Raw genomic sequence first — 20,979 nt, 5'->3', positions numbered from 1 at the left:
CAGACTTTTATTGAAATGGCATGAATGCGCGCAGTATAGGAATTTGAGACCAGTGCAATTCACTATATAAAAGCCTATTATTGGCGAGAATTCTCGGCAAAATCGCCTTTCACGGAGGGGCATCCCCTATGAGAACCCAGCACCAGAGCAAGCGTGAACTGGACAAGATCGACCGCAACATCCTGCGGATCCTGCAGAATGACGGCCGTATTTCCTTCACCGAACTGGGCGAGAAAGTTGGGCTGTCCACCACCCCTTGCACCGAGCGGGTTCGCCGCCTGGAGCGCGAGGGCATCATCATGGGCTACAACGCCCGCCTGAACCCGCAGCACCTCAAGGGCAGCCTGCTGGTGTTCGTGGAAATCAGCCTGGACTACAAGTCGGGCGACACCTTCGAAGAGTTCCGCCGTGCGGTGCTGAAGCTGCCGCACGTACTGGAGTGCCACCTGGTTTCCGGTGACTTCGACTACCTGGTGAAAGCGCGCATTTCGGAGATGGCCTCGTACCGCAAGCTGCTCGGCGACATCCTGCTGAAGCTGCCGCACGTGCGCGAATCGAAGAGCTACATCGTGATGGAAGAGGTTAAGGAGAGCCTCTGCCTACCGATCCCGGACTGAGGCTAGACCAGCACCTGGCGGGTGGTGGCTATGAACTGGTGGACCAGCTGCTCGGCGGCGGGGTCGATCATCGGCTCAGGGCCACGGCCACGCGGGCAGGCCATGCGCGGGGTTGTGCCGAACAGGCGGCAGATCATCGGCCGCTCTTCATACACCGTGCAGCCATTGGGGCCCAGGTGCACGCAGTCCAGACGCTCCAGCGCGGCGCTCTGCTCTTCCTGGGACTTGCGCGGCAGGCGGGCCATTTCTTCCGCCGACGTAGTGACCGGGCCGCAGCAGTCGTGGCAGCCGGGCTCGCACTCGAATGAGGGGATGAGTTCGCGCAGGAAGTGGATCTTGTGGCGGTTGCAGGACATGGCGGAATACAAAGCAAGGATCTTGACCGGATTATAGGCCCATTCGCGGGCGCAGCCCTCGTCTTGTTGCCCGCCACCCTACCCCGGCTTATCCTCCTCCCCTAGCCCACCAGCCCCAGGACCGAGCCCAATGATCCACAGCGCGCAGCACGCCGCATCCTATTACGCCGCCAGCAGCGCGCCACACCCTGACCACGCCTTTCTGCAAGGTGAACACAGCGCTGACGTGTGCATCATCGGCGGCGGCTACTCGGGCCTGAACACCGCCATCGAGCTGGCCGAACGCGGCTTATCGGTGATCCTGCTGGAGGCACGCAAACTTGGCTGGGGTGCCAGCGGGCGAAATGGCGGGCAACTGATCCGTGGCGTCGGTCACGGCCTGGAGCAGTTCCTCCCGGTGATTGGCGAGGACGGCGTGCGCAGCATGAAGCTGATGGGCCTGGAGGCCGTGCAGATCGTCCGCGAGCGCGTCGAGAAGCATGCCATCGCCTGCGACCTGACGTGGGGCTACTGCGACCTGGCCAACAAACCCGCCGAACTGCTGGGCTTTGCCGAAGACGCCGAGGAGCTGCGCAGCCTGGGCTATGCGCATGACCTACGGCTGGTCGGCAAGGACGATATCCACAGCGTGGTCGGTGCCGACTGCTATGTGGGCGGGCTGATCGACATGGGTTCCGGCCATCTGCACCCGCTGAACCTGGCCCTGGGCGAAGCGGCCGTGGCCAGCCGCCTGGGCGTGAAGCTGTTCGAGCAGTCCGAGGTCACCCGCATCGACTACGGCCCCGAAGTGCAGGTGCATACCGCCCAGGGCCGGGTACGCGCCAAGACATTGGTACTGTGCTGCAACGCCTACCTCAACGGCCTCAACCGCGAGCTGGGCGGCAAGGTGCTGCCGGCCGGCAGCTACATCATCGCCACCGAGCCACTGGGCGAAGAACGCGCCCGCGCATTGCTGCCGCAGAACATGGCGGTGTGTGACCAGCGCGTGGCGCTGGACTACTACCGCCTGTCCGCCGACCAACGCCTGCTGTTCGGCGGTGCCTGCCACTATTCAGGGCGCGACCCGAAAGACATCGCCGCCTACATGCGGCCGAAGATGCTAAAGGTATTCCCACAGTTGGCCGACGTGCGCATCGACTACCAGTGGGGCGGCATGATCGGCATTGGCGCCAACCGCCTGCCGCAGGTCGGCCGCCTGGCCAGCCAGCCGAACGTGTATTACGCCCAGGCCTACTCGGGCCATGGCCTCAACGCCACCCACCTGGCCGCGCGCCTGTTGGGCGAGGCCATCAGTGGCCAGCAAAGCGGGCGCTTCGACCTGTTCGCCAAGGTGCCGCATATCACCTTCCCCGGCGGCAAGCACCTGCGCTCGCCGCTGCTGGCGTTGGGGATGCTGTGGCACAGGCTCAAAGAGCTGGCCTGACAGCTGGCGCGGTCAGTATAGGAGCGGCCTTGCGTCGCGAAAGGGGTGCGAAGCGCCCCCAGGTTTCCAGCTTCGCCACAGATATCGCTGGGGCCGCTTTGCGGCCCTTTCGCGACGCAAGGCCGCTCCTACAGGGACCGCGCAGCGTCACATTGGTCAGTCCTTCCAGAAGGGTTTGCGCCCTTCTGTACGGGCCTGCTCCCAGCTCAGCCCGACATCGCGCAACTCGTCATCGGTCAGTTGCAGCAGCGCCCTGCGGGTATGCCAGCGATGCAGCATCAGCCCCAAACGCCCGAGTCCTTGCGGCGCGTTGAACACCTTGGCCTGCTGCCCGGCTTCCAGCTCCTTGGCCAACAGTTGCAAGCGCACATCGCTCATGCCACCCATCACTGCACCCTCCCGTTCAGTTGATACCGTGGAGAAAGCATGCGCGTCGGCACCATCGACAATACAGATCCAATACAGCCTTATTATTCCCATACAGAATTGGTCATTGGCCGACTGAATGCTGTATTTTCACCCCAACTGTACCGGTCGCTATGCCAATGCAGCGCAGGAGTATGCCGTGACCCTTTACCTGAACCTCGCCGAACTACTCGGCGCCCGCATCGAGCAGGGCCTGTACCGCCCCGGCCAGCGCCTGCCGTCGGTACGAGCCCTGAGCGTGGAGCATGGGGTCAGCCTAAGCACCGTGCAGCAGGCCTATCGCATGCTCGAAGACAGCGGCATGGTCTCGCCACGGCCCAAGTCCGGTTACTTCGTCAGTGACCACCGCCACCTGCCGGCCCTGCCTGCCGTCAGCCGCCCGGCCCAGCGCCCGGTGGATATTTCACAGTGGGAGCAGGTGCTGGAGCTGATACGCAGCACCCCGCGCAAGGACGTGATCCAGCTTGGTCGTGGCATGCCCGACATCGACAGCCCCACCCTGAAGCCGCTGCTGCGCAGCCTCGCCCAGCTGAGCCGGCGCCAGGACATGCCTGGCCTGTACTACGACAACATCCATGGCAACCTGGCCCTGCGCGAACAGGTGGCCCGGCTGGTGCTCGACTCCGGCTGCCGCCTGGGTGCTGCCGACCTGGTGATCACCACCGGCTGCCATGAGGCGTTGTCCTGCAGCATCCGAGCGGTTTGCGAGCCTGGCGACATCGTTGCGGTCGACTCGCCGAGCTTCCACGGCGCCATGCAAACCCTCAAGGGCCTGGGCATGAAAGCGCTGGAAATCCCCACTGACCCGATCACTGGCATCAGCCTGGAAGCGCTGGAGCTGGCTCTGGAGCAGTGGCCGATCAAACTCATCCAGATCACCCCCAGCTGCAACAACCCGCTGGGTTACATCATGCCCGAGGCGCGCAAGAAGGCCCTGCTGAGCCTGGCTCAACGCTATGACGTGGCGATTCTGGAAGACGATGTGTACGGCGACCTGGCCTACACCTACCCGCGCCCGCGCACCCTCAAGTCGTTCGACGACGATGGCCGCGTGCTGCTCTGCAGCTCGTTCTCCAAGACCCTCGCCCCCGGCCTGCGGGTCGGCTGGGTGGCGCCCGGGCGCTACCTGGAGCGCGTGCTGCACATGAAGTACATCAGCACTGGCAGCAGCGCCAGCCAGCCGCAACTGGCCATCGCCGACTTCATCGCCGGCGGGCACTACCAGCCCCACGTGCGGCGCATGCGTAGCCAGTACCAGCGTGGCCGCGACCTGATGAGCGACTGGGTAACCCGTTACTTCCCGCCAGGCACCCGGGTCAGCCGGCCCCAGGGCGGCTTCATGCTGTGGGTGGAATTACCCGAACATTTCGATACGCTGCGGCTAAACCGCGCTTTACTGGAGCAGGGCGTGCAGGTTGCCGTAGGCAGCATCTTCTCGGCCTCGGGCAAGTTCCGCCACTGCCTGCGCATGAACTTCGCCGCGCGGCCGACGCCGCAGATCGAAGCCGCCGTGCGCAAGGTAGGTGAAACCGCCCTTCGTCTACTGGATGAAGAAAGCGCCGACGCGTAACTTTGCGCCGCCCGCCACGGTCCAACCCCTAAAGCCCTTGCTGCACAGGACGATCCACCCTTGACACTCCAGCGAGCCTTGCCTCTGCTGCTGGTGCTGTCGCTCGGCCTTGCCGGCTGCGCCAGCGTCAGTGCGCCCCGCGAAACCAGCCAGGCGCTGCCCGCCAACGACTCGGCATTCGGCCGTTCGGTGCTGCGCCAGGCCGCGCCATACGGCGGCCGCTCGGGCTTTCGCCTGCTGCCCAACAGCAACGAGGCATTCCGCGCCCGTGCCGAGCTGATCCGCAACGCCCAGGCGAGCATCGACCTGCAGTACTACATTGTCCACGACGGCCTCAGCACCCGCGCCCTGGTGCATGAGCTGCTGCGCGCCGCCGACCGTGGCGTGCGCGTGCGCATCCTGCTGGACGACACCACCAGCGATGGCCTGGACACCATCATGGGCACCCTCGATGCCCACCCGAACATCCAGATTCGTGTGTTCAACCCGCTGCACCTGGGCCGCAGCACCGGTTTTACGCGCGCTGCCGGCCGGCTGTTCAACCTGTCGCGCCAGCACCGGCGCATGCACAACAAGCTGTTCCTGGTGGACAACAGCATGGCCATCGTCGGCGGGCGCAACCTGGGCGACGAGTATTTCGATGCCGAGCCCAACCTCAACTTCACCGACATCGACTTGCTAGGTGTGGGCCCGGTAGCCGAGCAGCTGGGGCACAGCTTCGACCAGTACTGGAACAGCGCCCTTAGCCGGCCGATCACCGACTTCCTCTGGTATGACCCGGATGCCAACGACCTGCGTGCCAGCCGCCACCGCTTGGAAGTGTCGCTGGCCGAAGCCAGAACCCGGCGCAAGGCCCTGTACGATCGCTTGATGGCCTACCAGTCGCAGCCGCGCCTGGACGTCTGGCGCAATGAGCTCATCTGGGCCCACGCCCAGGCGCTATGGGATGCGCCAAGCAAGGTGCTGGCCGACGACGAACCAGACCCGCAACTGCTGCTGAGCCAGCAACTGGCGCCGGACCTGGCCAGCGTGCACCGCGAGCTGATCCTGATGTCGGCCTACTTCGTACCGGGCGAACCGGGCCTGCTGTACCTGACCGGCCGCGCCGACGCCGGCGCCTCGGTGAAGCTGCTGACCAATTCGCTGGAGGCAACCGATGTGCCGGCGGTGCATGGCGGTTATGCGCCCTATCGCCGTGCCTTGCTTGAGCATGGCGTACAGCTGTTCGAACTGCGGCGCCAGCCGGGCGACCCCAGCGCGAGGCGACTGAGCTTCCGTGGCAGTTCGGATTCGAGCTTGCACACCAAGGCAATCGTGTTCGACCGGCGCAAGACGTTCATCGGGTCGTTCAACTTCGACCCACGTTCAGTGCTGTGGAACACTGAAGTCGGGGTGCTGGTGGACAGCCCGGAGCTGGCCGAATACACCCGCGAGCTGGCCCAACAGGGTATGGCGCCTGCGTTGAGCTACCAGGTGAAGCTGGTGGGCGACAAGCTGGTGTGGGCGACCGAGGACCATGGCAAACGGCATATGCTGACCTCTGAGCCGGGGGGGATCTGGCGGCGGTTCAATGCCTGGGTCAGCAAGGCGGTTGGCTTGGAGAAGATGCTGTAGCCGCAAATGCGGGGGGCCGCCGTGCGCCCCCAAAATCCATCAGGCAGACACTGCCTCGAATGCCCCGCGCCGCTGGGTCAACACCACCAGCCCGGCAGCCCCTGCAGCCATCAGGAACAACAACGCATGCCCGCTGACCCACTGGCTCCCCGCCCCCGCCAGCAAAGGCCCGAGCAAGCAGCCAATACCCCACAACTGCGCAACATGGGCATTCGCCCGCACCAGTTCATCATCCCGGTAGCGCTCGCCAATCAGCACCAGCGACAAGGTGAACAGGCCACCAGCACTGGCGCCGAACAACACCCACAACGGCCAGATCACCGGCGTATGCAACAGCAGCGGAATCGCCAGGCTGGAAACCAGCAACGTCACTGCACAGCCTGTAAACAGCGTACGGCGCGACATATGGTCAGCCAGCGCGCCGATAGGCAACTGCAACACTGCATCACCCACCACCACGGTACTGACCATGAACAGGGCGATTTCGGTGCTGAAGCCCTGCTGCAGGCAATACACCGGCAGCAAGGTGAGGATCATCGCCTCGAACGAAGCGAACAGGGCAATGGCCCAAGCGATCACCGGCAAACGCCGGCAGAAGGCGAACAGGTCGCGGAAGGTGACACTGCAGGCTTCGGTGCTCGGCGCCCCGCCACGCCCCAGCAGCACCAGCGGCGCAGCCAGCAACAGGCCGGTCGCAGCCCAGAAACCGAAGTCGTCATCAGAGCCGAGAAAGCCCAGCACCAACGGCCCGGCCAGCTGGCTCAGGGCGTAGCTGCTGCCATACAGCGCCACCAACCGGCCACGCCACTGTTCGACCACCAATTGGTTGATCCAGCTTTCGCCGAGGATGAACACCACGGTCAGGGACATGCCGATCATCAGCCGCAGCAGCAGCCACAGCGGGTAGCTGGGCAACAGTGCGAGCAGGCCGATCGACAGCGCCCCACCCCACAGGCACAGGCGCATCGCCGAAGGCACGCCTACCCAGCCGGCCAGGCGGCTGGCCAGGCTGGCACCTGCCAATACCCCCAGCGCCGGCATCGCCGCCATCACGCCGATGGCGAAGCTGCCGTAGCCCCAAGCCTCCAGGCGAAGGGACACTAGCGGCATGCTCACGCCGAGCGCCAGCCCGACGCTGAGCACCGATGCCAGTACGGCGAAATAGGTACCCCAACGCATTGCAGCCTCCCAGCAGAATTCTTGAACAGCAAAAACGACGAAGCCGGGGCAGCGTAAGCCGACCCGGCTATGGTTGGGGCTGCTGTGCAGCCCCCTTTACTGGATTACAGCTTGATCCAGGTCGCCTTCAGCTCGGTGTATTTCTCCAGCGCATGCAGCGACTTGTCACGGCCGTTGCCCGACTGCTTGAAGCCACCAAACGGCGCGGTCATGTCGCCGCCGTCGTACTGGTTCACCCAGACGCTGCCAGCGCGCACGGCACGGGCGGTCTTGTGGGCCTTGGAAATGTCCGAGGTCCAGATACCAGCCGCCAGGCCATACGGCGTGTCGTTGGCAATGGCGATGGCTTCTTCGGCGGTGTCGAAGGCGATCACCGACAGCACAGGGCCAAAGATTTCTTCCTGGGCAATGCGCATGGCGTTGGTCACGCCGTCGAAGATGGTCGGCTCGACGTAGGTGCCGCCAGTCTCTTCCAGGGTGCGCTTGCCGCCGGCCAGCAGCTTGGCGCCGTCCTGGTGGCCAGCCTCGATGTACGACAGCACGGTGTTCATCTGCTGGGTGTCGACCAGGGCACCGACCGTGGTCTGTGGGTCCAGCGGGTTGCCTGGCTTCCAGCCTTTGAGGGCCTCGACCACCATCGGCAGGAATTTGTCCTTGATCGAACGCTCGACCAGCAGACGCGAGCCTGCGGTGCACACTTCGCCCTGGTTGAAGGCGATGGCGCTGGCAGCGGCCTCAGCGGCAGCTTGCAGGTCCGGCGCATCGGCGAAGACGATGTTCGGGCTCTTGCCGCCGGCTTCCAGCCAGATGCGCTTCATGTTCGATTCACCCGCGTAAACCATCAACTGCTTGGCGATCTTGGTGGAACCGGTGAACACCAGGGTGTCGACGTCCATGTGCAGGGCCAAAGCCTTGCCCACGGTGTGGCCGTAACCTGGCAGCACGTTCAGCACACCAGCCGGGATGCCGGCTTCGATGGCCAGCTGGGCGATGCGAATGGCCGTCAGCGGCGATTTTTCGGACGGCTTGAGCACCACCGAGTTACCGGTGGCCAGCGCAGGGCCGAGTTTCCAGCAAGCCATCAGCAGCGGGAAGTTCCACGGCACGATGGCACCCACCACGCCCACCGGTTCGCGGGTAACCAGGCCAAGCTGGTCGTGCGGGGTCGGGGCGACTTCGTCGTAGACCTTGTCGATGGCTTCGGCAGTCCAGTGGATGGCTTGGGCCGCACCTGGGATGTCGATGCTGGAGGAGTCGCCGATCGGCTTGCCCATGTCCAGGGTTTCCAGCAGCGCCAGCTCTTCGACGTTCTTGCGCAGCAGGTCGGCGAAGCGAATCAGCTTGGCCTTGCGCTTGGCCGGAGCCAGTTGCGACCAGACGCCGGAGTTGAAGGTGGCACGGGCGTTTTCCACAGCGCGATTGGCATCGGCCAGGTCGCAGCTGGCAACCTTGGCCAGGAAGCGTCCGTCGACCGGGCTCAGGCACTCGAAGGTTTCACCGGATGCGGCATCGGTGTATTCGCCGTTGATGAAGGCGCGGCCTTCGATCTTCAGTTGCTGGGCACGTTGTTCCCAGTCCGCACGGGTCAGGGTGGTCATACGAAACTCCTCCTCTTGTTTAGGTGCAACGCCGCACTGAGGACTCACAGGCGTTGTCAGAATTCTGGCCGGGCGACGAGCGCACACTGGCTAGCGATACCCTAAACCAGCCGGTGTAAACTATCAATATATTTGACACGGAAGGCCCAAATGCCTACTGATGTTCATTTTATTAAACAACAACAGGAGCCGCACCATGCGCATAGACAGCATCATCGACTTCGCCCAGGTCATCACAGAGGCCGAACGCTACCGCCCAGCGGCGGAAAAAATCCTCAAGGGTGAGCCAGACCAGGCGGTCTACAACCACTATTCCAGCCCGTGCGGGCAATTTGCCGCTGGCGTGTGGGAGGGTGAGGTGGGCCAGTGGACGGTGAACTACACCGAGCATGAATACTGCGAGATCGTTCAGGGCGTTTCGGTGCTGCGCGACCAGGAAGGCGGAGCGAAAACCCTGCGTGCCGGCGATCGGTTTGTCATCCCCGCCGGGTTCAAGGGCACCTGGGAGGTGCTTGAGCCGTGCCGCAAGATCTATGTGATGTTCGAGCAGAAATGACCTGAGGCCAACGCAGGCATAAAAAAACCCGCGTCCTTTCGGATGCGGGTTTTTTCAGGTTGCCGATCAATTACTTGATCTTGGCTTCCTTGTACACCACGTGCTTGCGAACAACCGGATCATATTTCTTGATCTCGATTTTGTCCGGAGTGGTGCGCTTGTTCTTGTCGGTGGTGTAGAAGTGGCCGGTACCGGCACTCGAAACCAGACGGATCAATTCACGCATGATGTTCTCCCTTAAACCTTGGCGCCAGCTTTACGGATGTCAACCAGAACGGCGTCGATGCCGCGCTTGTCGATGATACGCATGCCCTTGGCGGAAACGCGCAGACGCACGAAACGCTTCTCGGATTCAACCCAGAAACGGTGGTGCTGCAGGTTCGGCAGGAAACGACGACGGGTTTTGTTGTTTGCGTGGGAAATGTTGTTCCCGGTTACTGGACCCTTACCAGTAACTTGACAGACTCTCGACATGACTCAGCCCTCTAAAACCACATGCCCAACCCGGCATGGGTTGGCCGCTTAATCTCTCAGTCTTTGGCGCCTGGGCGCCGTGATTCTGGAGGTCTTATCGACCGGATCCGCTTATGCGACAGGCCGAGCCCCTAGAAAAGAGCGCTGCTTTATACCAGAAAGACTTGGCTGCAACAACAGGAGATGCACATTGCCGCACGCCAGAACGCGCCGGGCCAGCATAGCGGCAGGCCCCGCCAGCCGTCGACCACTCGTCGCCAGATTTGTAAAAAAGGGTGTGGTCATTTGCCGGCAGGCGCACTAGGGTAAGCCTTTTCCAGACTGCACTGGCAGATGGGCCACCGACAGCCAAGGAGCCACCATGCGTGCTGCCGCCCTTTCCTTATTGTTCAACTCTCTGTTCGCCGCCGGCGCTCTGTTCGCTGCCGGCGCAGCTCAGGCCGCGCCGCTGAGCGTTTGCAGCGAAGCCAGCCCCGAAGGCTTCGACGTGGTGCAGTACAACTCGCTGACCACGACCAACGCCACGGCTGACGTGCTGATGAACCGCCTGGTGGAGTTCGACGCGGCGCAAGGCAAGGTGGTGCCAAGCCTGGCGGCCAGTTGGACAGTATCGGCCGACGGCCTGGTATATGACTTCACCCTGCGCGACGGCGTGAAGTTCCACAGCACCGCCTACTTCAAGCCAAGCCGCGAGCTGAACGCCGACGATGTGTTGTTCAGCTTCCAGCGCATGCTCTACCCGGCACACGCGTGGCACAAGACGGCACCGGGCGGCTACCCGCATGCTCAGTCGCTGCAGTTGGGCAGCCTGATCAAGGCGATCGAGGCACCTGCACCGAACGCCGTGCGCTTCACCCTCAGCCACCCGGACGCTACCTTCCTGGCCACCCTGAGCATGGGCTTCGCCTCGATCTACTCCGCCGAGTATGCCGACAAGCTGCTCAAGGCCGGCACGCCCGAGAAGCTCAACAGCCAGCCGATCGGCACCGGGCCGTTCGTATTCCAGCGCTTCCAGAAGGACGCCGTGGTGCGCTACCGCGCCAACCCGGACTACTTCGCCGGCAAGCCGGCGGTCGACCCGCTGATCTTCGCCATTACCACCGATGCCAATGTGCGCCTGCAGAAGCTCAAGCGGGGCGAGTGCCAGGTTGCCTTGTCGCCCAAGCCGCTGGACATTGCCGAAGCAGGCAAGGACAGCAACCTCAAGGTAGCCACGACGCCGGCGTTCATGACCGCCTTCGTCGCCATCAACAGCCAGCACCCGCCGCTGGACAAGCCGGAAGTGCGCCAGGCCATCAACCTGGCCTTCGACAAGCAGGCTTACCTCAAGGCCGTGTTCGAAGACTCCGCAGTGGCCGCCAACGGCCCCTACCCGCCCAATACCTGGAGCTACGCCAAGGACCTGCCCGGCTACCCGCTGGACCTGAAGAAAGCCAAGGCGCTGCTGGCCAAAGCCGGCTTGGCCGAAGGCTTCAGCACCACCATCTGGACCCGCCCGTCGGGCAGCCTGCTCAACCCCAACCCCAGCCTTGGCGCCCAGATGCTGCAAGCCGACCTGACCAAGATCGGCATCAAGGCCGAGATTCGCGTGATCGAATGGGGCGAGCTGATCCGCCGCGCCAAGGCCGGCGAGCATGACTTGCTGTTCATGGGCTGGGCAGGCGACAACGGTGACCCGGACAACTTCCTCAGCCCGCAGTTTTCCTGCGCGGCGGTCGAGTCGGGCACCAACTTTGCCCGCTTCTGCGACAACCGCCTGGACCAGCTGATCAGCGCCGGGCGCACCACCAACGACCAAAGTGTGCGCAGCCGGCTTTACCAGCAGGCGCAGACGCTGATTCAGCAGCAGGCGCTGTGGGTGCCACTTGCGCACCCGACGGCGGCGACCTTGCTGCGCCAGGAGGTCGAGGGGTATCAGGTGAGCCCGTTCGGGCGACTGGATTTCAGCAAGGTGTCGGTGACCAAGTAAACCTGCACCGGCCTCTTCGCGGGCTCGCCCGCGAAGAGGCCCTAACAGGCAGCACAAAGGCCTAAGCCACAATCCACCCATGCTCGACCATCGACAACGGCTCCCCGTCGCCGATGATAATGTGGTCCAGCACCCGCACATCGATCAATGCCAGCCCCCTCTTCAGCGACAGGGTCAAATGCACATCGTCCTGGCTCGGCTCACTGCTACCCGAAGGGTGGTTGTGGCACAGGATCAAAGCCGCTGCGTTATGCAGCAACGCCCGCCGCACCACCTCCCGAGGGTAGACACTTGCCCGGTCTATCGTGCCCCTGAACAGGATTTCGAAAGCCAACGGCCTGTGCTTGCTGTCGAGAAACAGGCAACCGAAAACTTCACTGACCTCATGGCGCAACATGGCCTTGAGGTACCGCCGCACCGCCGCCGGGCCGTCAAGAGCCGCTGCGCGCTTGATGTTCTCGTCCAGATATCGCCGACCAATCTCCAACAGCGCCTGCAACTGTGCGTACTTCACCATCCCAATGCCTGGCTCACGTAACACCGCTTCGCGCTCAGCTTCAAGAAACTGCCTGAGCCCGCCGAAACGCACCAACAGCCCCCTCGCAAGGTCCAACACATTGCGCCCGGCAACGCCAGAGCCCAGCAACACGGCAAGCAATTCGGCGTCCATCAACACCACCGCCCCTCGCTGCAACAACTTCTCCCTAGGCCGTTCTTCCGCCGGCCACTCCCTGATATTCATCCCCGCCCCCTGCCCTTGCTGCGGCCCATTTCGACCCTGTGTTAATCTATTTCGCCTCGTACATGCGACGTACTGCCGCAGGCAATTTCAAACGTCGCCGCCCGCTCTCACTGGAAAAAGGCAAGCCTATGCAGCGGCTGTATCGCAAGCGCATCGTTCTCGGCGTGGGTGGCGGCATTGCCGCCTACAAAAGCGCCGAGCTGATTCGCCGTCTCCTGGAGCACGGCGCGCAAGTGCGCGTCGTCATGACCCGTGGTGGGGCCGAGTTCATCACCCCGCTGACCCTGCAGGCGCTGTCGGGCCACCCGGTGCACATGGACCTGCTGGACCCGGCCGCCGAAGCGGCCATGGGCCATATCGAACTGGCCAAGTGGGCCGACCTGGTGCTGATCGCCCCGGCCACGGCCGACCTCATGGCACGCATGGCCCAAGGCATGGCCGACGACCTGCTGACCACCCTGGTACTGGCCACCGACGCCACCGTCGCCGTCGCCCCGGCCATGAACCAGGCCATGTGGCGCGACCCGGCTACACAAGCCAACCTTGAGCTGCTCAAGAGCCGTGGCATCCAGGTGTTCGGCCCTGCCTCCGGCAGCCAGGCCTGTGGTGACGTGGGGCTTGGCCGCATGCTCGAAGCCACCGACCTTGCCTGGTGCGCCGCAGAAAGCTTCAAGCGCCAGGCACTGACGGGCAAGCACGTGCTGATCACCGCCGGCCCGACCCAGGAAAACATCGACCCGGTGCGCTACATCACCAATCATAGCTCCGGCAAGATGGGCTTCGCCCTGGCCGAAGCGGCTGCCGAAGCCGGGGCTCGGGTGACCCTCGTCACCGGCCCTGTGCACCTGCCAACCCCCGACCGGGTCAGCCGCATCGACGTGGTCAGCGCGCGGGACATGCTCGCGGCCTGTGAAGCGGCCATGCCGTGCGACCTGTTCATCGCCTCGGCGGCGGTTGCGGACTACCGTCCTGAAGTGGTTGCCACACAGAAACTCAAGAAAGATCCTACGACCGGCGACGGCATGCTGCTGCAGATGGTGCGCAATCCCGATATCCTTGCCACCCTTGCTGGCCGCGCCGACCGCCCGTTCAGCGTCGGCTTCGCCGCCGAAACCGAGCACTTGCTCGATTACGCCACGCGCAAGCTCAAGGACAAGAACCTCGACCTGATCGTAGCCAATGATGTGGCCAACCCCAGCATCGGCTTCAACAGCGAAGAAAACGCCTTGACCGTGATCGACCGCCAGCAGCACCAGACTCTCTTCGCGCAGACCAGCAAGGGCAAGATCGCCCGGCAACTGGTCGCCTTCATCGCCGAACGGCTCAACCAGGTTCAATAAGTTACATGCACGCTCTTCAAGCCAAGATCCTCGACCCACGCCTGGGCAGCGAATTCCCGCTGCCGACTTACGCAACCCCCGGCTCCGCCGGCCTGGACCTGCGCGCCCTGCTCAAGGAAGACACCGTCCTCGAGCCAGGCCAGACCCTGCTGATTCCGACCGGCCTGTCGATCTACATCGGCGACCCAGGCCTGGCGGCAGTCATCCTGCCGCGCTCGGGCCTGGGCCATAAGCACGGCATCGTGCTGGGCAACCTGGTCGGCCTGATCGACTCGGACTACCAGGGCGAGCTGATGGTTTCGTGCTGGAACCGCGGCAACACGCCGTTCACCATCGCAGTTGGCGAACGTATCGCCCAGCTGGTGCTGGTACCGGTGGTGCAGGCCCATTTCGACATCGTCGAAGCATTCGATGAAAGCCAGCGTGGCGCTGGCGGCTTTGGTCATTCCGGCAGCCACTGAGCCGGCAAATGACCGTTCAGGCCAAGGATGGCGAACTCTCTGGCGAAAGCACCGTCCAAGCGTTTAGTTTGCGCCTGCCCAGAAAGCCTTTGATTATTGGAGCTTCCAGAGATGAACGACATGGCCCACCTGGTCCCCGCCGCACTACCAGACAGCATTTTCCGCGCGTATGACATTCGCGGCGTGGTCGGCAAAACCCTTCATGCCGATACCGCCTACTGGATCGGCCGCGCCATCGGTGCACAGAGCCTGGCCCAGGGCGAACCGCAGGTTTCGGTAGGGCGCGATGGCCGCCTGTCGGGCCCGATGCTGGTCGAACAGCTGATCAAAGGCCTGGTCGATGCCGGTTGCCAGGTCAGCGACGTTGGCCTGGTACCCACCCCGGCGCTGTACTACGCGGCCAATGTGCTGGCAGGCAAATCCGGTGTGATGCTGACCGGCAGCCACAACCCGTCGGACTACAACGGTTTCAAGATCGTCATTGCCGGCGACACCCTGGCCAACGAGCAGATCCAGGCCCTGCTGACCCGCCTGAAAACCAACGACCTGACCCTGGCCCAAGGCCGCGTGGAAAAGGTCGAAATCCTTGACCGCTACTTCCAGCAGATCGTCGGCGACGTAAAGCTGGCAAAAAAGCTCAAGGTGGTAGTGGACTGCGGCAACGGCGCCGCCGGCGTGATCGCACCGCAGCTGATCGAAGCCCTGGGCTGCGAAGTGATACCGCTGTTCTGTGAGGTCGACGGCAACTTCCCCAACCACCACCCAGACCCGGGCAAGCCGGAAAACCTCGAAGACCTGATCGCCAAGGTCAAGGAAACCGGCGCTGACATCGGCCTGGCCTTCGACGGTGACGGCGACCGCGTCGGCGTGGTGACCAACACCGGCAGCATCGTCTACCCCGACCGCTTGCTGATGCTGTTTGCCCAGGATGTGCTGGCACGCAACCCCGGCGCCGAGATCATCTTCGACGTCAAATGCACCCGTCGCCTGACCCCGTTGATCGAGCAGCATGGCGGCCGCGCGCTGATGTGGAAGACCGGCCATTCGTTGATCAAGAAGAAGATGAAACAGACCGGTTCGCTGCTGGCCGGCGAGATGAGTGGTCACATCTTCATCAAGGAACGCTGGTACGGTTTCGACGACGGCATCTACAGCGCCGCACGCCTGCTGGAGATCCTCAGCAAGGCCGGGCAGAGCGCCGAAAACCTGTTTGCCGCCTTCCCGAACGATATTTCCACGCCGGAAATCAATATTGATGTGACCGACGAGGGTAAATTCAGCATCATTGATGCACTGCAACGCGACGCCGACTGGGGCGAAGCCAGCCTGACCACCATCGACGGTGTGCGGGTGGACTACGCCCACGGCTGGGGCCTGGTTCGCGCCTCCAACACCACCCCGGTGCTGGTGCTGCGCTTCGAGGCCGACAGCGACGCCGAATTGCAACGTATCAAGGATGTATTCCGTACCCAGTTGCTGCGGGTTGAGCCTGAGCTGCAACTGCCGTTCTGACCGACTATCTGTTCCTTACAGGAGCCCTGCATGACCCTCGATCGCGATGCCGCTTCCCATGTAGCCGAGGTTTTGTCCGAAGCACTGCCTTACATCCGCCGCTTTGTCGGCAAGACCCTGGTGATCAAGTACGGCGGCAACGCGATGGAAAGCGAGGAGCTCAAGACCGGCTTCGCCCGCGACATCGTGCTGATGAAGGCTGTGGGCATCAACCCCGTGGTAGTCCACGGTGGCGGCCCGCAGATCGGCGACCTGCTCAAGCGTCTGTCGATCGAAAGCCACTTCATCGATGGCATGCGCGTCACCGACTCGGCGACCATGGATGTGGTGGAGATGGTGCTGGGTGGCCAGGTGAACAAGGACATCGTCAACCTGATCAACCGCCACGGCGGCAGCGCGATCGGCCTGACCGGCAAGGATGCGGAGCTGATCCGCGCCCGCAAGCTGACCGTCAGCCGCCAGACGCCCGAGATGACCACCCCGGAAATCATCGACATCGGCCACGTGGGCGAAGTGGTGAGCGTGAACACCGACCTGCTGAACATGCTGGTGAAAGGCGACTTCATCCCGGTGATCGCGCCAATCGGCGTGGGCGCCAACGGTGAGTCGTACAACATCAACGCCGACCTGGTGGCAGGCAAGGTAGCCGAGGCGCTGAAGGCCGAGAAGCTGATGCTGCTGACCAACATCGCCGGCCTGATGGACAAGCAGGGCCAGGTACTGACCGGCCTGACCACCGAGCAGGTCAACGAACTGATCGCCGACGGCACCATCTATGGCGGCATGCTGCCGAAGATCAAGTGTGCGCTGGATGCGGTGCAGGGCGGCGTGAACAGCTCGCACATCATCGATGGCCGCGTGCCGAACGCTGTGCTGCTGGAAATCTTCACCGACAGCGGCGTGGGTACCCTGATCACCAACCGCAAGCCGCGCTGAGTGATCGATTAGCCGGTACAGGTGATACAAAAAAGGCGACCCTCTTGCGAAGGTCGCCTTTTTCGTTACCAGGCCGGGATCAGATCCCGTACTGCGCCCGGTACGCCTCTACAGCCGGCAGATGCTGCTTGAGCTGCGGATCGTCCGCCAGGAATTCCAGCACCTGGGTCAGCGAAACGATGCTGACCACCGGGATACCGAAGTCACGCTCCACTTCCTGGATCGCCGACAGTTCGCCATTGCCACGCTCTTCGCGGTTCAGCGCGATCAGCACGCCAGCGGCCTTGGCCTGCTGGGCGTTGATGATCTGCATGACCTCACGGATAGCGGTACCGGCAGTGATCACGTCGTCGATGATCAGCACGTCACCGGCCAGCGGCGCGCCGACCAGGCTGCCGCCTTCGCCATGGTCCTTGGCTTCCTTGCGGTTGAAGCACCAAGGCACGTCGAGCTGATGCTGGTCGGCAAGGGCCACGGCGGTGGTCGCCGCCAAAGGGATACCCTTGTAGGCCGGGCCGAACAGCACGTCGAACGGGATCTTGCTGTCGACGATGGCGGCGGCATAGCAACGCCCCAGCTCCGCCAATGCGGAACCGGTGTTGAACAGGCCGGCATTGAAGAAATACGGGCTGGTACGCCCCGATTTCAGGGTGAATTCACCGAAACGCAGTACCCCGCGATCGATGGCAAAACGGATAAAGTCGCGCTGATACGGCTGCATGGATAGTCCCGGATACCACGGATTTAGCTAAATGGGTTGAGCTCGGGTATCATACACGCACGAGATTTTTGGGGCCATTTATGCGGATCATCAGTGTGAACGTTAATGGCATTCAGGCTGCAGCCGAGCGTGGATTGCTCAGCTGGTTGCAAGCCCAGAATGCCGACGTCATCTGCCTTCAGGATACCCGCGCCTCGGCCTTTGAACTCGACGACCCAGCTTTCCAGCTCGATGGCTATTTCCTTTATGCCTGCGACGCGGAGGTGCCCGCCCAAGGTGGTGTGGCCCTTTATTCGCGCATGCAGCCCAAGGCAGTCATCACCGGCCTGGGCTTCGAGACAGCCGACCGCTACGGGCGTTACCTGCAAGCAGATTTCGACAAAGTCAGTATTGCCAGCCTGCTGTTGCCTTCGGGCATGAACGGCGACGAAGACTTGAACCAGAAGTTCAAGTTGATGGACGACTTCGCCAAGTACCTGGACAAGCAGCGTCGCAAGCGTCGCGAATACATCTACTGCGGCTCGTTCTACGTGGCGCAGCAGAAGCTCGACATCAAGAACTGGCGTGACAGCCAGCAGTCGCCGGGTTTCCTGGCGCCGGAACGCGCCTGGATGGATGCGATCACTGGCGAGATGGGCTACGTCGATGCCCTGCGCGAAGTCAGCCGTGAAGGCGACCAGTACAGCTGGTGGCCAGACAACGAGCAGGCCGAGATGCTTAACCTGGGCTACCGGTTCGACTACCAGATCCTCACGCCGGGCCTGCGCCGCTTCGTGCGCAATGCTCGCCTGCCGCGTCAGCCGCGCTTCTCCCAGCATGCGCCGCTGATCGTGGACTATGACTGGACGTTGACCATCTGAGTGCTGTTCAGATACGAAAAAGCCGACATTGATGTCGGCTTTTTCGTATCTACAGGAACAGTCAGTCAGCCAGTGCGGCCTGCTGCAGTTCGAAGATCTCGTTCATGCCCTTCTGCGCCAGGGCGAGCATGGCGTTGAAGTCTTCCGGCTGGAACGGTGCGCCTTCGGCAGTACCCTGCACTTCGATGAAGCCGCCGGCACTGGTCATGACCACGTTCAGGTCGGTTTCGGCAGCGGAGTCTTCCGGGTAGTCCAGGTCGAGTACGGCTTCGCCCTGGTACATGCCCACCGACACGGCAGCGATCATGTGCTTGAGCGGGTTGCCGGCCTTGAGGCCACCGCGCTTCTTGATCACCGCCAGGGCATCGCACAGTGCGACCATGGCGCCAGTGATGGACGCGGTACGGGTACCGCCATCGGCCTGGATCACGTCGCAGTCAACGTACAGGGTGATGTCACCGAGCTTGCTCATGTCGAGCGCCGCACGCAGCGAACGGCCGATCAGGCGCTGGATTTCCAGGGTGCGGCCACCCTGCTTGCCACGGCTGGCTTCGCGCTGGTTACGTTCGCCGGTGGAGCGCGGCAGCATGCCATATTCGGCGGTCAGCCAGCCTTGGCCCTGGCCTTTGAGGAAGCGCGGTACACCGTTTTCCACGCTGACCGTGCAAATGACCTTGGTGTCACCGAACTCAACCAGTACCGACCCTTCGGCGTGCTTGGTGTAGTTGCGGGTGATGCGGATCGAGCGAAGCTGATCGGCGGCGCGACCACTTGGACGTTTCATCTGGGATACCTGTACTGGGACTTTGAATCTGCCGAGCATTATAGAGCCCGCAGCCTGGGGAAGACATGCCTATTGTCGCGCCCGGCACAGCCCGTCGCCTTTTCCTACTTGCGCGGCCACCCGTCGGTAACATAGGTGGATTGGGCGCCACGGCCCCACTGCGCTACAATCCTGCGCCTTGCAGCCAAGAGGCTGCCACCGTTCATTCATCTACGCGAGGTACTCCCCATGGTGCACAGCATGACCGCTTTTGCTCGTGTCGAGCGCGCCGGCAGCCAAGGCACCCTGGTCTGGGAGCTGCGCTCGGTCAACCACCGCTACCTGGAGCCGCACCTGCGTCTGCCCGAGGCCCTGCGCGACCTCGAAGGCGGTGTACGTGAAGGCCTGCGCCAGGGCCTTTCGCGAGGCAAGGTGGAGTGCACCTTGCGCCTCAACGAAGACAGCAACGGCAAACCGCTGAAGGTGGACCACGCGCGCGCCGCGCAACTGGTTGCCGCGGCCGAGGAAGTCGCCAGCCTGATCAAGCAGCCAGCGCCCTTGAACCCCCTGGAAGTGCTGTCGTGGCCGGGCGTGCTGGTGGCTGACACCAGCGACCCGCAGGCCCTGAACGCTGAAGCCATGGCGCTGTTCGACGAAGCACTGGCCGAGCTCAAGGCCGGGCGCCAGCGCGAAGGCCAGGAACTGGCCCGGCTGATCAACGAGCGCCTGGACAACATGGCCAGCGAAGTCACCACCCTGCGCGCCTTGGTCCCGCAGATGCTGGCAGCACAGCGGCAAAAGATTCTCGACCGCTTCGGCGATATGCAGGCCGAGCTGGACCCGCAGCGCCTGGAGCAGGAGATGGTGCTGCTGGCCCAGAAGAGCGACGTGGCCGAAGAACTCGACCGCCTCAGCACTCACGTTACCGAAGTGCGCCGGGTACTCAAGGGTGGCGGCGCCGCCGGCCGACGCCTGGATTTCCTGATGCAGGAACTCAACCGCGAAGCCAACACCCTCGGCTCCAAGGCCTTCGACCCACGCAGCACGCAAGCGGCGGTCAACCTGAAGGTATTGATCGAACAGATGCGTGAACAAGTACAGAACATCGAGTAAGGCCACCCCGACCATGAACCACAGCAGCGGCACCCTCTACATCGTTTCGGCCCCTTCGGGCGCCGGCAAGACCAGCCTGGTAACGGCCCTGACCAAGGACGACCAGCAAATCCGCGTCTCGGTCTCGCACACCACCCGCGCCATGCGCCCGGGCGAGGAACACGGGGTGAACTACCACTTCGTGGTCCACGAAGAATTCAAGGCGCTGATCCAGCAAGGCGACTTCCTGGAGCATGCCGAAGTGTTCGGCAACTTCTACGGCACCTCGCGCAGTGCGCTGCAGCAGACCCTGGACCAGGGCTATGACCTGATCCTGGAAATCGACTGGCAAGGCGCCCAGCAGGTGCGCAAGCTGATGCCACAGGCATTGTCGGTGTTCATTTTGCCGCCAAGCCAGGAAGCGCTTCGTCAGCGCCTGGACGGCCGCGGGCAGGACAGCGAAGAAATCATCGCCGGGCGTATGAAGGAAGCGGTCAGCGAGATGGTGCACTACGACGAGTATGACTACGTGATCATCAATGATGATTTCGACGTGGCGCTGGAAGACTTGAAAGCGGTGTTCCGCTCCAATCGCCTGCTGTTGAAGAAACAGCAACAGCGTCATGCGGCGCTGCTGAAGCAAATGATCGGCTGAAGATTGATGGGGCCTCTTCGAGGCCCTTTCGCGACACAAGGCCGCTCCCACAGGAGATTGAGTTCCTTGTGAGAGCGGCCTTGTGTCGCGCCAGGGGCGCAAAGCGCCCCCCGCT

General features: G+C 63.1%; 21 protein-coding genes and 1 pseudogene. 13 read left to right on the top strand and 9 right to left on the bottom strand.

The annotated features are described in order from the left end of the window. Nucleotides 1-128 precede the first annotated feature (128 nt). A complete protein-coding gene (dadR, locus tag DM807_RS13735; protein ID WP_003258963.1) occupies nt 129-617 on the top strand; it encodes a transcriptional regulator DadR in 489 nt (162 codons plus the stop codon). Between the two features lie 2 nt (nt 618-619). On the opposite strand, the gene DM807_RS13730 is transcribed toward dadR, so the two are convergent. Then, nucleotides 620-973, bottom strand: coding sequence for a YkgJ family cysteine cluster protein (locus tag DM807_RS13730; protein ID WP_060494042.1), 354 nt, complete (start codon nt 971-973; stop codon nt 620-622). A gap of 130 nt (nt 974-1,103) precedes the next feature. Here DM807_RS13730 and DM807_RS13725 point away from each other — a divergent pair, with 130 nt between their 5' ends. After that, the gene (locus DM807_RS13725; protein ID WP_069942998.1) at nt 1,104-2,396 is read left to right on the top strand and encodes an NAD(P)/FAD-dependent oxidoreductase; all 1,293 of its coding nucleotides are present in this window, start codon (nt 1,104-1,106) and stop codon (nt 2,394-2,396) included. A 156-nt stretch (nt 2,397-2,552) separates the two neighbouring features. Here the strand turns inward: DM807_RS13725 and DM807_RS13720 are convergent, their stop codons facing one another. Further along, nucleotides 2,553-2,783, bottom strand: a complete 231-nt coding sequence (locus DM807_RS13720; RefSeq protein ID WP_012274813.1) for a DUF1127 domain-containing protein — start codon at nt 2,781-2,783, stop codon at nt 2,553-2,555. A gap of 178 nt (nt 2,784-2,961) precedes the next feature. Here DM807_RS13720 and DM807_RS13715 point away from each other — a divergent pair, with 178 nt between their 5' ends. Both DM807_RS13715 and DM807_RS13710 read left to right on the top strand, forming a co-directional pair. After that, entirely contained in the window at nt 2,962-4,392 is a 1,431-nt protein-coding gene (locus tag DM807_RS13715) for an aminotransferase class I/II-fold pyridoxal phosphate-dependent enzyme (RefSeq protein ID WP_179027463.1), read from the top strand. A 60-nt stretch (nt 4,393-4,452) separates the two neighbouring features. After that, complete coding sequence (locus DM807_RS13710; RefSeq protein ID WP_179027462.1) at nt 4,453-6,006, top strand: phospholipase D family protein; 1,554 nt, start codon at nt 4,453-4,455, stop codon at nt 6,004-6,006. A 39-nt stretch (nt 6,007-6,045) separates the two neighbouring features. On the opposite strand, the gene DM807_RS13705 is transcribed toward DM807_RS13710, so the two are convergent. Then, nucleotides 6,046-7,185 (bottom strand): MFS transporter, encoded by a 1,140-nt coding sequence (locus DM807_RS13705; protein WP_012274816.1) that lies wholly within the window; start codon nt 7,183-7,185, stop codon nt 6,046-6,048. A gap of 104 nt (nt 7,186-7,289) precedes the next feature. Continuing rightward, nucleotides 7,290-8,783: an aldehyde dehydrogenase gene (locus DM807_RS13700; protein WP_012274817.1), complete on the bottom strand. Its 1,494-nt coding sequence runs from the start codon at nt 8,781-8,783 to the stop codon at nt 7,290-7,292. Between the two features lie 196 nt (nt 8,784-8,979). On the opposite strand from DM807_RS13700, the gene DM807_RS13695 reads away from it, so the two are divergent. Then, nucleotides 8,980-9,339: a cupin domain-containing protein gene (locus DM807_RS13695; RefSeq protein WP_060494039.1), complete on the top strand. Its 360-nt coding sequence runs from the start codon at nt 8,980-8,982 to the stop codon at nt 9,337-9,339. A 70-nt stretch (nt 9,340-9,409) separates the two neighbouring features. Here DM807_RS13695 and rpmG read toward each other — a convergent pair whose 3' ends face one another. Both rpmG and rpmB read right to left on the bottom strand, forming a co-directional pair. Further along, entirely contained in the window at nt 9,410-9,565 is a 156-nt protein-coding gene (gene rpmG, locus DM807_RS13690; RefSeq protein WP_003253507.1) for a 50S ribosomal protein L33, read from the bottom strand. An 11-nt stretch (nt 9,566-9,576) separates the two neighbouring features. Continuing rightward, nucleotides 9,577-9,813: a 50S ribosomal protein L28 gene (gene rpmB, locus DM807_RS13685; RefSeq protein WP_003253504.1), complete on the bottom strand. Its 237-nt coding sequence runs from the start codon at nt 9,811-9,813 to the stop codon at nt 9,577-9,579. A 361-nt stretch (nt 9,814-10,174) separates the two neighbouring features. Between rpmB and DM807_RS13680 the strand changes: the two genes are divergently transcribed. Continuing rightward, nucleotides 10,175-11,782, top strand: coding sequence for an ABC transporter substrate-binding protein (locus DM807_RS13680; RefSeq protein WP_012274819.1), 1,608 nt, complete (start codon nt 10,175-10,177; stop codon nt 11,780-11,782). Nucleotides 11,783-11,843: 61 nt separating this feature from the next. On the opposite strand, the gene radC is transcribed toward DM807_RS13680, so the two are convergent. Continuing rightward, nucleotides 11,844-12,524, bottom strand: coding sequence for a RadC family protein (gene radC / locus DM807_RS13675; RefSeq protein ID WP_179027461.1), 681 nt, complete (start codon nt 12,522-12,524; stop codon nt 11,844-11,846). Between the two features lie 128 nt (nt 12,525-12,652). Here radC and coaBC point away from each other — a divergent pair, with 128 nt between their 5' ends. The 4 genes and pseudogenes from coaBC to argB all read left to right on the top strand — a co-directional run bounded on the left by coaBC (nt 12,653) and on the right by argB (nt 16,773). After that, nucleotides 12,653-13,864, top strand: a complete 1,212-nt coding sequence (gene coaBC / locus DM807_RS13670; protein ID WP_012274821.1) for a bifunctional phosphopantothenoylcysteine decarboxylase/phosphopantothenate--cysteine ligase CoaBC — start codon at nt 12,653-12,655, stop codon at nt 13,862-13,864. Nucleotides 13,865-13,869: 5 nt separating this feature from the next. Further along, nucleotides 13,870-14,325, top strand: coding sequence for a dUTP diphosphatase (dut, locus tag DM807_RS13665; RefSeq protein WP_016712700.1), 456 nt, complete (start codon nt 13,870-13,872; stop codon nt 14,323-14,325). A gap of 144 nt (nt 14,326-14,469) precedes the next feature. Further along, nucleotides 14,470-15,837 (top strand): annotated as a pseudogene (locus DM807_RS13660) (phosphomannomutase/phosphoglucomutase); the annotation flags it as partial. Nucleotides 15,838-15,867: 30 nt separating this feature from the next. Continuing rightward, nucleotides 15,868-16,773 carry an acetylglutamate kinase gene (gene argB / locus DM807_RS13655; protein WP_004575216.1) on the top strand — a complete coding sequence of 302 codons (906 nt, stop codon included), beginning with the start codon at nt 15,868-15,870 and terminating at the stop codon, nt 16,771-16,773. Between the two features lie 79 nt (nt 16,774-16,852). Here argB and pyrE read toward each other — a convergent pair whose 3' ends face one another. Beyond that, nucleotides 16,853-17,494: an orotate phosphoribosyltransferase gene (pyrE, locus tag DM807_RS13650; RefSeq protein ID WP_003253405.1), complete on the bottom strand. Its 642-nt coding sequence runs from the start codon at nt 17,492-17,494 to the stop codon at nt 16,853-16,855. A gap of 80 nt (nt 17,495-17,574) precedes the next feature. Here pyrE and DM807_RS13645 point away from each other — a divergent pair, with 80 nt between their 5' ends. Continuing rightward, on the top strand, nt 17,575-18,354 hold the full coding sequence (locus DM807_RS13645) for an exodeoxyribonuclease III (RefSeq protein WP_003253401.1): 780 nt from the start codon (nt 17,575-17,577) through the stop codon (nt 18,352-18,354). A 61-nt stretch (nt 18,355-18,415) separates the two neighbouring features. Here the strand turns inward: DM807_RS13645 and rph are convergent, their stop codons facing one another. After that, a complete protein-coding gene (gene rph, locus DM807_RS13640; protein WP_012274825.1) occupies nt 18,416-19,138 on the bottom strand; it encodes a ribonuclease PH in 723 nt (240 codons plus the stop codon). A 228-nt stretch (nt 19,139-19,366) separates the two neighbouring features. Between rph and DM807_RS13635 the strand changes: the two genes are divergently transcribed. Further along, nucleotides 19,367-20,230 (top strand): YicC/YloC family endoribonuclease, encoded by an 864-nt coding sequence (locus DM807_RS13635; protein ID WP_012274826.1) that lies wholly within the window; start codon nt 19,367-19,369, stop codon nt 20,228-20,230. A 13-nt stretch (nt 20,231-20,243) separates the two neighbouring features. Beyond that, nucleotides 20,244-20,864: a guanylate kinase gene (gene gmk / locus DM807_RS13630; protein ID WP_012274827.1), complete on the top strand. Its 621-nt coding sequence runs from the start codon at nt 20,244-20,246 to the stop codon at nt 20,862-20,864. Nucleotides 20,865-20,979: the final 115 nt, after the last annotated feature.

The sequence above is a fragment of the Pseudomonas hunanensis genome (genome assembly GCF_013393325.1).
In the GTDB taxonomy this organism is placed as follows: Bacteria; Pseudomonadota; Gammaproteobacteria; order Pseudomonadales; family Pseudomonadaceae; genus Aquipseudomonas; species Aquipseudomonas putida_P.
The sequence above is the reverse complement of the archived record's forward strand: the minus strand, read 5'-3'. Positions and strand labels throughout refer to the sequence as shown.